At 44.3% G+C, this 14,212-nt stretch carries 11 protein-coding genes; 7 read left to right on the top strand and 4 right to left on the bottom strand.

Translation table 11 applies throughout. The features are described from left to right. Positions 1-16 precede the first annotated feature (16 nt). Together QUB30_RS26015 and QUB30_RS26010 are read left to right on the top strand one after the other, a co-directional pair. On the top strand, positions 17-1,327 hold the full coding sequence (locus tag QUB30_RS26015) for a hypothetical protein (RefSeq protein WP_333339489.1): 1,311 nt from the start codon (positions 17-19) through the stop codon (positions 1,325-1,327). 470 nt (positions 1,328-1,797) lie between these two features. Beyond that, positions 1,798-2,427 carry a TraX family protein gene (locus QUB30_RS26010; protein ID WP_333339486.1) on the top strand — a complete coding sequence of 210 codons (630 nt, stop codon included), beginning with the start codon at positions 1,798-1,800 and terminating at the stop codon, positions 2,425-2,427. 100 nt (positions 2,428-2,527) lie between these two features. On the opposite strand, the gene QUB30_RS26005 is transcribed toward QUB30_RS26010, so the two are convergent. Beyond that, positions 2,528-3,166, bottom strand: a complete 639-nt coding sequence (locus QUB30_RS26005; protein WP_333339483.1) for a restriction endonuclease subunit R — start codon at positions 3,164-3,166, stop codon at positions 2,528-2,530. Positions 3,167-3,619: 453 nt separating this feature from the next. On the opposite strand from QUB30_RS26005, the gene pds reads away from it, so the two are divergent. Together pds and crtB are read left to right on the top strand one after the other, a co-directional pair. After that, positions 3,620-4,993 (top strand): 15-cis-phytoene desaturase, encoded by a 1,374-nt coding sequence (gene pds, locus QUB30_RS26000; protein WP_333339480.1) that lies wholly within the window; start codon positions 3,620-3,622, stop codon positions 4,991-4,993. 91 nt (positions 4,994-5,084) lie between these two features. After that, complete coding sequence (gene crtB / locus QUB30_RS25995; RefSeq protein ID WP_333339479.1) at positions 5,085-6,014, top strand: 15-cis-phytoene synthase CrtB; 930 nt, start codon at positions 5,085-5,087, stop codon at positions 6,012-6,014. Between the two features lie 142 nt (positions 6,015-6,156). Here the strand turns inward: crtB and QUB30_RS25990 are convergent, their stop codons facing one another. Both QUB30_RS25990 and QUB30_RS25985 read right to left on the bottom strand, forming a co-directional pair. Beyond that, complete coding sequence (locus tag QUB30_RS25990) at positions 6,157-6,654, bottom strand: hypothetical protein (RefSeq protein ID WP_333339477.1); 498 nt, start codon at positions 6,652-6,654, stop codon at positions 6,157-6,159. A 245-nt stretch (positions 6,655-6,899) separates the two neighbouring features. Further along, positions 6,900-9,653: a valine--tRNA ligase gene (locus QUB30_RS25985; RefSeq protein ID WP_333339474.1), complete on the bottom strand. Its 2,754-nt coding sequence runs from the start codon at positions 9,651-9,653 to the stop codon at positions 6,900-6,902. A 160-nt stretch (positions 9,654-9,813) separates the two neighbouring features. Here QUB30_RS25985 and QUB30_RS25980 point away from each other — a divergent pair, with 160 nt between their 5' ends. Both QUB30_RS25980 and QUB30_RS25975 read left to right on the top strand, forming a co-directional pair. Beyond that, a complete protein-coding gene (locus tag QUB30_RS25980; RefSeq protein ID WP_333339471.1) occupies positions 9,814-10,149 on the top strand; it encodes a hypothetical protein in 336 nt (111 codons plus the stop codon). Next, positions 10,142-10,516: a type II toxin-antitoxin system RelE family toxin gene (locus QUB30_RS25975; protein ID WP_015179269.1), complete on the top strand. Its 375-nt coding sequence runs from the start codon at positions 10,142-10,144 to the stop codon at positions 10,514-10,516. Before QUB30_RS25980 ends, QUB30_RS25975 begins: the two co-directional genes overlap by 8 nt. Before the next feature lie 317 nt (positions 10,517-10,833). On the opposite strand, the gene QUB30_RS25970 is transcribed toward QUB30_RS25975, so the two are convergent. Continuing rightward, positions 10,834-12,486 (bottom strand): FAD-dependent oxidoreductase, encoded by a 1,653-nt coding sequence (locus QUB30_RS25970; RefSeq protein ID WP_333339470.1) that lies wholly within the window; start codon positions 12,484-12,486, stop codon positions 10,834-10,836. 1,178 nt (positions 12,487-13,664) lie between these two features. Between QUB30_RS25970 and QUB30_RS25965 the strand changes: the two genes are divergently transcribed. Continuing rightward, positions 13,665-14,150, top strand: coding sequence for a hypothetical protein (locus tag QUB30_RS25965; protein ID WP_333339468.1), 486 nt, complete (start codon positions 13,665-13,667; stop codon positions 14,148-14,150). Positions 14,151-14,212: the final 62 nt, after the last annotated feature.

The following is a 14,212-nucleotide window of genomic DNA, read 5'->3' as shown; positions in this document are numbered from 1 at the left end:
TCACCAATAAACTATTATGAATAATTCTGAACCTGCTGTTAAACGTTTTCCCTGTCCTAGCTGCGGGGCTTATTTAGAGTTCAACCCCCAAGCAGGAAAACTCAAGTGTGCTTACTGCGGCTGGGAAGATGCAATCCCCCAAACGGCTGAAGAGGTAAAGGAGAACTCTTACGAACAATATCTCCAAGTCGATCGCACGACGCTGACAACTTTATCAACAACAGCCCTTGAAGTAAAATGCAATGATTGCGGAGCAAGTGTTACTTTTGAACCGCCGAAAGTAGCGGGCCAATGCCCATTTTGTGCTTCTCCAATTGTGACGCAACCTGAAAAAGCTAGCCCTAGCGTGCATCCCGAGGGAATTGTACCTTTTGAAGTTACTGATAAACAGGCCAGAGAAAGCATTCAGAAGTGGCTCAGCAATCGCTGGTTTGCTCCTTCTGCTTTGAAATCCCTAGCGCAACAGGAGAAAATTCAAGGGGTTTATTTGCCGTTTTGGACTTACGACACTTATACGGTTAGTTACTATCAAGGTTCTCGCGGAGAACACTACTACGTAACTGAAACTTATACGGAAACAAACTCGCAGGGCGAAACAGAAACTAAAACTCGCCAAGTGCAACATACCAGGTGGTGGCCTGCTTCTGGCAAAGTCGATCGCACTTTTGATGATATTCTGATTCCCGCTACAACTTCAGTCGATCGTCCCCGCCTGGATGCGTTAGAACCTTGGCATCTCAAGGAGTCGCTGCGCCCTTACAATTCATCTTATTTAGCTGGGTTTGAAGCGCAGCGATCGCAAGTTTCTCTCACTCAAGGATTTGAATCTGCTAAAAATGTCATGGCCGGTACTATTCACTTCGATGTTTGTAGGAGTATTGGAGGCGACGAGCAGCGGGTTCACAGCATTTCTACTGATTACACTGCTATCACTTTTAAGCATATTTTGCTACCTGTGTGGCTGTGTGCCTATCGCTATCAAAACCAGCGATATCAAGTAATGGTTAATGCACGCACCGCTGAAGTTCAAGGCGAGCGTCCCTACAGTGTTTGGAAGATTACTGCTGCTGTTGTTAGTGGTGTCGTGCTTGCGGGTGTTATGTACCTATTGTTTACTGGTAATTGGAAATATATCCGTGTTCCCGGTTTGCCTCAGCCCCAACCCCAACCAACTTCCCTACCTGTACCGAGCCAAAAATTACCGCCAGTTCCTATTCCCTCTACCGCACCTGTACCGAGCCAAAAATTACCGCCAGCACCTGTTCCCTCTACCGCACCTGTACCGAACAAAAAATTACCGCCAGCGCCTGTTCCCTCTACACTCTAGTAATTCTGGATGGAGAAGTCACCGGAGGCCGCGGAGGCATCGTCGTCGGTGTAGTAGTCGCGATCGATGTCAGTAAAATTAACTCAATTATTATTGGTTCTGAATCAATAAATTTAAGGTAAATCTGCCTTAAGGAGTACACAACTGTGTTTTTAAGTATCTTTTTTAAAATACCTAAATTAAATAGAACAAATTCTATTTAATTTAGGTGTTGCTTTAAGGATAGATTATGGATACAGTCGATTTAATTGTAGTGAAAATTTCAATAAAAACAAATAATACTTTCAGAAAACATAGACAAAATACGAAATCTAGAAATTTTAAAAAACCTTCAACAACTGCACTTTATAGCATATCAAACATACTGAAAAAGCTAAACCTTGTAAATATATTGTGTAAAAAATCAAAAAAATATTTAATTAGTAGTACAACAAAGGAAGTTTTAATAACATAATTTGAGAATCAATTGTATGAATCAAAATCAAATTAAATGGTTGGCCGCCGCTCTAATGCTAATAGACCACATCGGATTGATGCTTGAAGCAGAACCCATGCGTATCATCGGCCGCCTCAGTTTTCCGTTGTTTAGTTGGGTGTTTGCTCAAAACTGGAAACGACCGGGGGACAAAAATCCTCTAATTACTCGACTGATATTATTTGGGGTACTTTCTCAAATACCTCATATGTTACTTTTTGGCAATTTACAGTTAAACATCATGTTTAGCTTTGCCACAGCAGCACTAACTTTGAGCTACATCCGACGCTTCGATCGCAAAATAGCAGTTTTAAGCACAGGTCTACTAAGTGCTCAAGTTTTAGGAGTGAGTTACGGCTGGTATGCAGTGGCTTGCCCGCTATTGATGATTAGGTGGAAAGGAGGAGGATCTCGCCTTTGGTGGTTCGGCTGGACTATAGCAAATATCGGATATGCAATTAGTTGCAAAAGCTGGATTCAAATTTTCGCTATATTCACACCGCTAGTTCTGACATACTACGATACCTCTAAAGACCAAAAACCAACGGCTATCGAAAAAAGATTTTTCTATTATTTTTACCCACTACACCTTGGGGGACTCGCGGCACTGCGAACAATTGTCTAAATAAGACTGGGGATTCTAATTAGTTCATTGTTGATTTTTTATTTAAGCGAAGTACAACCGCGTCTCTGAGCGATTGTCCCCAGAAGAGCGCGATCGCTTTCTAAACTGTATTGCCAACATTCAACTGACCGAGGCGCTTCAAAATACTCAGCACGCTGTACAAATCATTCCCCGGATTGAACATAGAAAACCAGCGAGAAAAAGCGTACTGCGGTGTTTCCCGCTTAACTAACTTGACAAATAAAAAACTAGAGCCATTCATTAACAATCCGTAAGTAGGTCGATCGGCACTGAGATTAGCTAACATATAAGCCAGTAACTGCGGAATCCCGACCTCCAAAGAAAATGCAGCCTTCTTGGACTCGATCACCACTACCCAAAACTCCTGAAACAAAGCCAAAACATCCAACTGTCCCCTGACAATCACTCCCTCGTCTTCCTCAACAATTTCTACAGATTTTTCTGAAGTAACATGAAAAGGAGCAAGATAGAAATCAGCTAAATCTAAAAACGGAGACAGCACAACCATTTTGACTGTATTTTCTGGAAGTGGCGGATGTTTGAGCAAATTCCTGTAACTTGCTTTCACTCTGTCTAATCGTTGTTTTTCATAATCACTGATTTCTGGCAAATCATCTTGCCACTCGCGAAAGAATTGTTTATCTTCAACCCATTCAATTTTGAAGTGGGTTTCCCAATCATTCAGTGCAACATTTCTAGCTTGAATTGTTTGTACCATAAATTTAAGCAATTTATCCAAATTTTATCATAATTTATGATAGCAAAAGTTGCTAAATTTCCGTTAATACCGTTTACTAGGACACTTAAGGTCAGACCCGCAGCCCGGCAAGGGTTGAAACCCCTGCCTCAAAGCTAAAGTCCTCTCAAAGAGGACTGAGCTCAAATCCGTTGGCATCGGAATCATTCATCTCTCTCCCCTGACTCTGCTGACTCTGCGTCCTCTGTGGTTTAATCATTTCGATACAACCGGAGTTGATATGCAGAACTCATTACTCCTCTTTGAGAGGACTTGCGCTATGAGACAGGGAATTAATTCCCTGTCGGACTGTGCAACGAGTCTTAAGTTGACACCAATGGGCTTGGCCTAAGTCCCTACAGATTTCCCAAAAAAATGTAACGAGTTGTAAAGTATAATTAAATCGAAGCGAACACAGAGGCCAAGTAGTATCAAATGCGAGTTGCGATCGCCGGAGCCGGCTTAGCAGGACTATCCTGCGCAAAATATCTTACCGACGCGGGTCACACCCCCATCCTCCTAGAAAGTCGGGACGTACTCGGCGGCAAAGTCGCCGCCTGGAAAGATGCAGACGGCGACTGGTATGAAACCGGCCTCCACATCTTCTTCGGCGCATACCCGAATATGCTCCAACTCTTCAAAGAACTTGACATCGAAGACCGGCTGCAATGGAAAGAGCACTCGATGATTTTCAATCAGCCGGAAACCCCCGGAACCTATTCCCGCTTTGACTTTCCCGACCTTCCCGCCCCCTTCAACGGCGTCGCAGCCATCTTGAGCAACAACGATATGCTCACCTGGCCCGAAAAAATCCGCTTCGGTATAGGTTTGATTCCGGCCATGCTTCAGGGTCAAAACTATGTCGAAGCAATGGACAAATACTCGTTTTCCGACTGGCTCAAAAAGCAAAACATCCCCCCCAGAGTCGAAAAAGAAGTATTCATCGCCATGTCCAAGGCGCTCAACTTCATCGACCCCCACGAAATATCTGCAACCATACTGCTGACAGCCCTCAACCGCTTCTTGCAAGAGAAAAACGGCTCGAAAATGGCTTTTTTAGACGGTGCCCCCACAGAGAGGTTGTGTCAGCCGATGGTAGACTACATAACTGAGCGCGGCGGTGAAGTACGGCTGAATGCACCCATCAAAGAGTTTTTGCTCAACGATGACAACACGGTGCGCGGCTTCCACATTCGGGGCGTAAAAGGGGCAGAGTCAGAAATTCTGACGGCCGATATTTACGTTTCCGCGATGCCTGTTGACCCGCTGAAGTTGATGATGCCGAAACCTTGGGGCGAAATGGATTATTTCAAACAGCTCGAAGGCTTGGAGGGAGTACCCGTCATTAATGTACACTTGTGGTTCGATCGCAAGCTAACTGAAATCGACCATTTGCTGTTCTCGCGATCGCCCCTGCTAAGCGTCTACGCCGACATGAGCAACACCTGCCGCGAATATGCCAACCCAGACAAATCAATGCTGGAACTGGTCTTAGCACCGGCCAAAGACTGGATAGGCAAATCTGACGAAGATATCGTCGCAGCGACAATGGTCGAGTTAGAAAAACTCTTTCCCGATCAAATCCCAGAACCCGCCAAACTGCTCAAATATCACGTAGTCAAAACCCCACGTTCCGTCTACAAAGCCACTCCCGGACGCCAGCAGTGCCGTCCCACACAAACAACTCCCATTAGCAATTTCTATCTAACGGGGGATTATACAATGCAGCGTTATCTTGCGAGTATGGAAGGTGCCGTGCTTTCTGGTAAGCTGACAGCGCAGGCTATTTCAACGGCCAATAACCAATGAAAAATTAAGAATTTTTCATAAAGACGTAAAAAATCTCCCTTTTTCTAAACGGGGGAAAATCAGTTCTAATCTTTAAATTTCTTATTCTCGGATGCTGCAACTGTCAAAACTCCAGTGCATGAGAACTCTGGCTTCTGTGGATGACTCCTACGAACTGTGCCGCCAAGTCACGGCGAGTTATGCCAAAAATTTTTATTTAGGCACTCAACTCATGCCCGAAGCCAAGCGTCGGGCGATTTGGGCGATTTACGTCTGGTGCCGCCGCACCGACGAACTCGTAGACGGGCCGGGTTCTGATGCAACGACCCCTGAAACCCTCAATCTGTGGGAAAAACGCCTAGAATCTGTGTTTGCCGGCCATCCTCACGACGACTACGACGTAGCTTTGGTGGATACGCTGTCTCGTTTCCCGATCGACATTGGGCCGTTTCGAGAGATGATTGCGGGCCAGCAAATGGACTTGTACCGCAGCCGCTACGAAACTTTTGAAGAGCTCAATCTTTACTGTTATCGAGTAGCGGGTACTGTAGGGCTGATGTCGATGTCTGTCATGGGTGTAGGCGAATCGAACTCCGCTGCTAACTGGAATTGGCACTGGGGGAATAGAATTCCCAAAGAAGAAGCCATCTCCCTCGGTATTGCCAAGCAGTTGACTAATATTCTGCGCGATGTCGGAGAAGACGCCCGCCGCGGCCGCATTTACATTCCCTTAGAAGACTTAGCCTTGTTTAACTACACCGAAGAAGATTTATTCAACGGTGTAATTGACAACCGCTGGCGGGAATTGATGCGGTTTCAAATTCAGCGAGCTCGCAAATTATACGCCAGCGCCGAGCCCGGAATTAAAGTGCTCAGTCCCGATATCCGCTGGACTGTTTGGGCGGCTACAATGCTGTACAGCAGAATCTTAAATGCGATCGAACGCAATCAATACGATGTTTTCCAGAAGCGGGCTTATGTTAGCAATTCTCAGAAACTCCTGTGTCTCCCCGCCGCTTGGCTGAAGTCAAAAATGCTTTAGCCGCGGGCCGTATTGCTGGCGATTCGGCAACGGGTAAGGGGTATTTGTCAAGTTACAAATTATATGATGTCCAGCAAATTGCATATTAGGTTTGTGGGGATGCGCTAGTGCCGTGTCCCTGCCTGTTGTGTGTCGATCTAAGTCAAAGTGGCGGTGTAGCGGGTGAAATTTTCAATTGGTCGATCGAACTTTCCAACAATTGCTTTTCCTGCTGGAGTTTTGCCTCTAAATTTTGAATTTGTTCCCGGCGGGCTTCAACTTCAATCAAGCGGCGAGACAATTCTTGACTCTGCAAAGTGAGAGATTGCCGCCAATCTTCTGCTTTCTGGGCTTCTTGCTGCAAAAAATCGGGAGTAAAGCCTGTTGTCAAATACTTCTCAACTAATTCTAGCACCCAGTCTGTAGCTGATTGAATATGCAAAACCTGGCTATTTTGGTCAACATTTGCTAATACTAAAATCCCTTCATTTAAAACATTAGTTGCAGAGTTAATTTGATTTTGAGCAAAATCTTTCTGTAATGTCAAGAAACTTTCTTCACTAATAATAGCCCAAGTATCATCAGAATTTTGGCAAGCCAGCAATTGCAGACTTATCTCGCCTAAATTTTGCTGATTTTGTACTTGGGCTAAATATAACATGAGGGTAATTGGTAATTGGTTATTAGTTATTGGTTATTAGTTATTGGTTATTTGTCTATCTCGCTTGTAGCCGAGACTCGATCCCCCTAAATCCCCCTTAAGAAGGGGGACTTTGAGCGCTTTTGTCCCCCCCTTTTTAAGGGGGGTTAGGGGGGATCGAGAGGATTGTGACTCAGATAGAAGACCGATACTACCTTGAGTGTAGAATTTAGATGCGCCTCAACTTAGCTGTCAACAGTCAACTATTAAAACACCTTTAGCCGATCGCGCAAAATCTCGGCTTGTTTTTCGGCTTCCGCCAAAGCATCCCTCGCCCCCTGAACCACATCAGGAGTAGCCTTATCCACAAACTTCTGATTAGTCAAGCGCGCCGCAGTATGCTTAATTTCAGCTTCCACTTTGCTCAACTTCTTTTCTAATTTAGCACGCAAAGCCGCCAAATCGACCACCCCAGCCAGAGGAATCAATACTTGCACAGTACCGACCACCCCAGCAATTGTCTGTCCCAAATCTGCATCCACACTAGCAGTAACTGTCAGATTTTCGACTTTTGCCAAATCCTGAATGTAAACACCTCCATCTGAGAGGATTTGGCGTTCTTTCTCGCTTTCGCTTTGCAAAATCGCCGTCACCTTCACACTGGGTTTGATATCAGAATCTGCCCGCAAATTGCGAATAGTGCGAATTGTACCGAACAACAACTCAAACTGCTGTTCTAATTCAGCATCAATTAGTGAGATATCAGCTTCAGGATAAGCTTGCAAAGCCAAACATTCATCCTCACCTGTTTGAGTCAGAGTGTGCCAAATCTCCTCAGTAATGTGCGGCATAAAAGGATGCAGCAGTTTCAGAATACCTTCCAGCACAAAAGCAAAAGTTTGCTGTGCCACTTTCTTAGAATTTGGTTCAGCATCCTGTTGCAGGCGAGACTTGACTAACTCAATATACCAGTCACAGAAATCGCCCCAAATAAACTCATAAAGTCCCTTCGCCGCTTCCCCCAAACCGTAATTTTCCAAACAATTGCGGCTTTGCTGCACAACTTGATTGTAGCGAGAAAGAATCCAGCGATCGCACAATTCCAACCCTTCTTCTCTCCCCCCCTTAGTAAGGGGGGGTTGGGGGGGGTGAGGACTTCCCAACTGTTGCGGCGTCTGTCCCTCCAAATTCATCATCACAAACCGGGCCGCATTCCACAACTTATTCGTGAAGTTCCGCGAAGCTTCCACTGATTTCGATTCATCAGTTTTGCGATCGTACTCCATGCGAATATTTTGACCGGCCCCAACCACTTCCTTAACCAAAGTGTAGCGCAAAGCATCAGTACCGTACTTACCAATTAACAGCAGCGGGTCGATACCGTTATTTTTACTCTTAGACATTTTCTGACCGTTTTCATCCAACACCAAACCGTGAATGTAAACAGTCTCAAAAGGCATCTTTCCAGTAAAATGTCCTGCCATCATCGTCATTCTAGCAACCCAGAAAAAGATGATATCAAAACCTGTAACCAAAGTTGTTGTGGGATAGTAAAAATCCAAATCTTTAGTTTCGTCCGGCCATCCCAAAGTTGAGAAAGGCCACAACCCAGACGAAAACCAAGTATCCAGTACATCTGGATCTCTTGCTAACTGCACGTCCTTACCAAATTTAGCCGTAGCTTTTTCCTTAGCTTCCGCTTCAGTTTTCGCTACCACAAACGGCGTTGTGTCAGTAATTTCTCCTTGGGTTTCGCTAACAGCATACCAAGCCGGAATTTGGTGTCCCCACCACAATTGTCTGGAGATACACCAATCCTTCAGCTTCACTAACCAATCGCGATAAACCTTTGTCCATCTTTCAGGAACAAAGACTGGTGAGTTACTTCGATCTAATGCTTCTAAAGCGCGTTGAGAAAGAGGATCTATCTTCACAAACCATTGCGTAGATATCAAAGGTTCGACCGGAACTTTGCCGCGTTCGCTGTAGGGAACTGTATGCTTATAATCTTCTATTTTAACCAAAACCCCGTCAAGTTCTAAGCGCTGCACCACATTTTTCCGGGCAACAAATCGGTCTTGTCCCTGGAACTCTCCGGCATTTTCATTTAAAGTGCCGTCCTTATTCATAATGTTAATAAACGGCAAATTGTGACGCTTACCCATCTCGAAGTCATTCGGATCGTGGGCGGGAGTCACCTTGACACAACCAGTTCCGAAAGTCGGATCGACAAACTCATCAGCAATGATTGGGATTTCGCGATTTACGATCGGCAAAGTCAAAGTTTTACCGATAAGATGCTTGTAGCGATCGTCCTGTGGATTCACAGCCACCCCAGTATCGCCCAACATCGTTTCCGGCCGAGTCGTCGCCACCTCCAAATAACCAGAACCATCCGTCAAAGGATAGCGGAAATGCCACAAATGGCCGTCAACTTCCTGCTGGTCTACCTCCAAATCCGACACAGCAGACTGACTCGCGGGACACCAATTCACCAAGTAATTGCCGCGATAAATCAGCCCCTCATCGTACAGCCGGACAAACGCTTCTAAAACCGCAGCGGATAAGCCTTCATCCATGGTAAAGCGTTCGCGCGACCAATCGACAGACACGCCCAAACTGCGCAATTGATTAGTAATAGTATTGCCCGATTGCGCTTTCCACTCCCAGGCCCGTTCCAAGAATTTTTCTCGACCTAAATCGTGGCGAGTTTTGCCTTCTGCTTTGAGTTGGTTGTCGAGAATAGTTTGAACTGCGATGCTAGCATGATCCGTTCCCGGCAACCACAGGGTATTGCGTCCAGTCATGCGGTGATAGCGGACGAGAACATCAATCAGCGTCTCTTCAAAAGCGTGTCCCATGTGGAGACTGCCGGTCACGTTGGGCGGCGGAATGACGACGCAGTAAGGTTCGCCACCTTTTTCGGGGTCAGCTTTGAAGGTTTGGTTGTCTTCCCAGTATTTTTGCCATTTGGCTTCGGTGGCTTGGGGGTCGTATTGGGGTGGTAGGTTTGCGGTCATTGGCGAGAGGGTGCAGGTTTTATATATAAGATTGTGCCACAGGAGAGGGAAGAGAAGAGTTTTGAACCGCATCCGCGTCAGAGGCAGAGGGAATAGCGATATTCAAGGCGGGGCGGGTTTACGTTAAAATGAAGGTAAAATTAAAAGGTTTGATGGCATTATGAATGTAGCAGCACTTCGACATCAAATCGATCGATGGCTCGATCGACTCTCTCCAGAACATCTGGCATTAGTTGCGAGTTTTATAGAGTTTATAAGCCAAAAGCAACGTCAGGGGGTAATCATTTCGCAAAATAATCTGCCAGAGGTTTTCTCAGCAGAAATCCAAGAGATGCCTCCTGCTAATTCTTTTAGTATTCCAGAACCCTCAGAAATTGACGGAGAGGGCCAATCTAAAGCAGCGCTTCTACAAGATTTTCGGCAAGCTTGGCACGAAGCCATGACTGGGCAAACCATTTCGGTTGCTCAAATGTGGGAAGGAATTGAAAATGACTGACTTGCCCTTAATTCAAGTTATAGTTTCACCAACCTTCAATCGCAATTTACGCACTCTTGCAAAAAAATACCGCAGCATTCGCAATGATATTCAACCCATTATCGAACAACTCACACGGGGAGAACTGCCAGGAGATCGAATTGCTGGAGTGGGTTATGCAGTCTTCAAGTTGAGAGTCCGAAATAGCGACACTCAAAAAGGTAAAAGTGGTGGATACCGTTTAATTTACTACGTCCAAACAGCAACGGGAATCATTTTGCTGACCCTTTACACCAAATCCGAACAAGTCGATATTGCAGCAGAGGATATTCAGAACATTATTACAGAATACGAGCAGCAGCAGAGCGAAGATCGAGAGGATATCTAAGAGTTGGGGAATCTTGCGCCGTCGAATATGAGGTTTCGACATCTTCAGTGGTAAAATCCTTTTAATATCTTATTTGACAGAAATCCCTAATCCACAACCCGCCTTCTATCGGAGAAAGCGACGCTTTTGCAGAGGAACCGGTTTTCTGTTTGCCTTAGTCCTACTGGTAAAACAACTTGCAATAATTAAGGATCGCAATGAATAACAGCTATCAAACTCCAGGAATTGCGTTTTTTGTTCTCAAACTCAAACAAAAATTTCTAGTTTGTAGGCGGGTTTAACATCGTATAGCAACACGGGCGACAGCTATATCTCGATTACTTCACCTCCTTATAATCAACTCCATAACTCGTATCTCTCCCCGACAAATACGTAGTTTTCCCCGTTAAAGTCTCCAGAGTTTGTTTCGTTTCAGCCGAAGTAATCGTATTCAGCGGCACGCCGAATTTGCTAGCCAAGCCAGCCGCTACGCCCACACCTTGTCCTTGATAAATATTCACCGTCGCTATTCGCCCGACGGATACAGCCATACCCACATAACCGGACGATCGCCCGACAATGGCTAAATTCTTGACTTTGCTCGCCAAAGCACTTTCTATCCCGAAATTATACACTGGCAGCGGCGGAATTCTCGCAGATAAATGCTTGACTCCGCCCCGCATATCGAAATCGTAGGAAAAACTGCCGATCGACTTTTCGGGTACTGTTCCCCCTTTGATAATCTCCTGCCCCGTCAGCGGATCTACCACATCGCGAACGTTCAAAGTTTGCCTGATATAAACCTCGTCTGGAATAAATACTCTCACATCTTTTCCAGATTTCTTTTGTAGCCAGTATTGGAGATATGACATTTCTTTAATCATCTCAGGAGTCGGTTTTCTGCCGTTAGCTTCCATCTTCATGATTTGGTCAACTTGGTATTTAAACAGAAACCCGTTCCAGGACAGCACATTTTTGTTATAAACGCAGACATTGCCCTTATCAAAAAAGAATCCTTTATTTTGGCTAAAGGGCAGATTTCTGTCTATGTGATACGCTGCTCCTATAGCTACGCTTCTGATGTCGTAGCCGTCTGTATACGGCTGATAAATCGTACTCCAGAAATTCCTCATCCAGAATTTTGTACTAGCCGGATCTTTAGATTTCATAATGCTTTCTTTAATCTTTTTTACCAAAGGCCTGTTGTAGAGAATTTCATCTTCTATGCTGCGGAATTCGGACATCGTTATACCCGTAATTCTCGGAACTACAGAGACAGCTAAAGTTTCATTTTTGGATTTTATATTTTGAGATTGATATCCTGTATAATAAGATAATCCTGCTTTTCTGGCGAATTCGGCATCTTGAGTTACGTCAATAAAAGAGTTGGCTTTAATTATTATATTGCTGCCTTTTACTTCGGCATATTCGATTTTTTTATCTACGACGCGGGGAGTAAGAGTTGAGTTGGAAATAACTTTGACTTTGGCTGCTGAAAGCATCTGTTTGAGAGCTCGATCTGCCAGTTTTGGGTCTAAGCAAGATTCGGGCGCATTCGCTTTCTCTAAAAATTCCTTAAAACATTGGGCGTAGGGTTGGCGGTACCAATCGGGGATTTTATCTAAGTCGATGTAAGCTAAACCGCCGCGGGTGAGTAAGCCGCCCAAAGGAGCACTTCCGTAGTTCGATCGCACGATCGCAACTTTGCCCTTTGCGCCTAATGTTTTCTTGGCCCATATCGCCGCACATATCCCCGGTACTTCATCACCATATACTACTACATCGAACGTTTGCTCCGGTGATTTTTTGGGAGTTACCGGAGGCGGGCTGCTGGATTTTTGCTGCTGATTTCCAGCGTCTAAGGTAGCACTTGCTGGGTCTCTATTTGCGATATAATTTTCTATTTCTCTGAAAACCGGATAATTAAGTAAAAGTTTTAGGGCGGCAAAGATGATTGCAATTGAAGCTAATTTCTTGAAAGTAGAGAGCATTCAGTTGACTCGTTTATAAATTTGCATTACCTGAAAGCGCAGTTCAGGGTTTACGGAATTGAATATAGCACGTTTAGATTGTTTCGACACAGTTTTAACTTTTCCGGGAACCGTGGTAAACGAATCTTCTCAACCCAAACCTGGTGATGCTGTCCTTGGCGGCCAAAATGCTACAATTACATCAATCACCAATTGAAACATAAAAAACATGACTTTTGAGGCGGTTTTAAATCTTGTCAAGCACTTGTCTCTAGCCGAAAAGTTACGATTGATTAAGTGGATTGTTCCTGAAATAGAAGAGAATTAGTTGTTGGGCCGACTCCCCGCAAATCATTGTGGGGTTTATGTGCTGACTTGGGAATTGCACCCTCTGTCGCTGATATAGATGAAGTTCGCAGCGAAGAATGGGGGAATTTCCCAAGGGAGGATTTCTAATGCTGCGTGCTGTAGCTGATACTCATGCTGTTATCTGGTATATCTTTGCCGAGAAAGCGACTTTCGGTGACTGCTAGAACGACAATAGAAGAGATAGCTGCCGAGGGAAATCAGGTGGCTTTTTCATCAATTAGATGAGCAGAAATTGTCTATCTGAGCGAGAGAGGGCGGATTAATTCAACTACTCTCGATCTATTATTGAGAGAAGTTGAGAGCGATGATGCCTTATTGGTTGAAATTCCTTTCGATCGCAATATAGCTCTGACTTTAAGGCAAGTTGAGCAAAAGCATCCAGGATACAAGCCCCCGGATTCATCCGTGGAGAAATAAAAAACGTGTATCGGATGAAACTTGCCCCCCGAATTTATCCGTGGGGTCAATGCTTTAATCTAAAATCTAAAATCTAAAATCTAAAATCGATTGACCGATCGCAAATTCCCGATTTGCCCGATCGCATTATTGCTGCTACTGCTTTGTATCTTAATGTACCCGTTATTAGTCGCGATCGCCGGATTCAATTATCTAGTATAGACACAATTTGGTAAATCTGAGTCACTCGGCGCAAGTTTAAATTTTCCGGGAACTGTTGTTAGCGGTTTTGCCTGTGTTACTGCTTTGGGAGGGCTATTGATGTGGGTAAGGATGGGGGGTGCGATCGTATCTCAGAGATCGGGTGTCGGGAAGGGCGATCGGCTACAATAATTTAAGAACAACAATTGAGTCACCTTAAACATACAGAAAAAATGGAAAAAGTTTTTGTACATCCTGAATGTCCTTTTTCAACAGACACATTTAACTTATTGACCGAATTTTGTGAAAACCCAAGCTCAGATTTTTACATGGCACACAAAAGAGATTTCTTAAAATATGTAGAAGAGCCATTGAAGTATATTTTCAGTCAGGTGGAAGAGCAGTTGCCTGATTTTATCAAAAAATATATAAATATCAAGTGGGAGCAATTTGGCTCGATCGTTGAAACAAAAGGTTTACAATCAATAGCTTACAGTATATTTTTTAGTTTTGAAAATATCAATTATGGAGACAATGCTTACTTAATGCTAAGATTTGACAACCAAGACTTAACTTTTGGTTTTTGTACAGAGTTTAACGAGATTGATGGTATTATAAATAATTATCAAACCAATTATGATATAAATAACCCATCGGCAATCGATAGCCTCAAACGTTATAACCTTCCGAATCAATATAATTGCGTGCGATTCGTTTAACCAAAAATAAGCTAAAAAGCTTATGGGAAGGTTAGCCCAGTTGATGAGACTGGTGACAACTG

The sequence above is a fragment of the Microcoleus sp. BROC3 genome, assembly GCF_036702515.1.
In the GTDB taxonomy this organism is placed as follows: Bacteria; Cyanobacteriota; Cyanobacteriia; order Cyanobacteriales; family Microcoleaceae; genus Microcoleus.
Note: the sequence above shows the minus strand (reverse complement) of the source record. Positions and strands in the feature narration are given on the sequence as shown.

What these genes read in the sequence shown, in the direction of transcription:
- QUB30_RS25975 (WP_015179269.1), top strand. Translation starts at nt 10,142, where the DNA reads ATGACTGACTTGCCCTTAATTCAAGTTATAGTTTCACCAACCTTCAAT.
- pds (WP_333339480.1), top strand. Translation starts at nt 3,620, where the DNA reads ATGCGAGTTGCGATCGCCGGAGCCGGCTTAGCAGGACTATCCTGCGCA.
- QUB30_RS25985 (WP_333339474.1), bottom strand. Translation starts at nt 9,653, where the DNA reads ATGACCGCAAACCTACCACCCCAATACGACCCCCAAGCCACCGAAGCC.
- QUB30_RS25990 (WP_333339477.1), bottom strand. Translation starts at nt 6,654, where the DNA reads ATGTTATATTTAGCCCAAGTACAAAATCAGCAAAATTTAGGCGAGATA.
- QUB30_RS26005 (WP_333339483.1), bottom strand. Translation starts at nt 3,166, where the DNA reads ATGGTACAAACAATTCAAGCTAGAAATGTTGCACTGAATGATTGGGAA.
- QUB30_RS26010 (WP_333339486.1), top strand. Translation starts at nt 1,798, where the DNA reads ATGAATCAAAATCAAATTAAATGGTTGGCCGCCGCTCTAATGCTAATA.
- QUB30_RS26015 (WP_333339489.1), top strand. Translation starts at nt 17, where the DNA reads ATGAATAATTCTGAACCTGCTGTTAAACGTTTTCCCTGTCCTAGCTGC.
- crtB (WP_333339479.1), top strand. Translation starts at nt 5,085, where the DNA reads ATGCTGCAACTGTCAAAACTCCAGTGCATGAGAACTCTGGCTTCTGTG.
- QUB30_RS25965 (WP_333339468.1), top strand. Translation starts at nt 13,665, where the DNA reads ATGGAAAAAGTTTTTGTACATCCTGAATGTCCTTTTTCAACAGACACA.
- QUB30_RS25980 (WP_333339471.1), top strand. Translation starts at nt 9,814, where the DNA reads ATGAATGTAGCAGCACTTCGACATCAAATCGATCGATGGCTCGATCGA.
- QUB30_RS25970 (WP_333339470.1), bottom strand. Translation starts at nt 12,486, where the DNA reads ATGCTCTCTACTTTCAAGAAATTAGCTTCAATTGCAATCATCTTTGCC.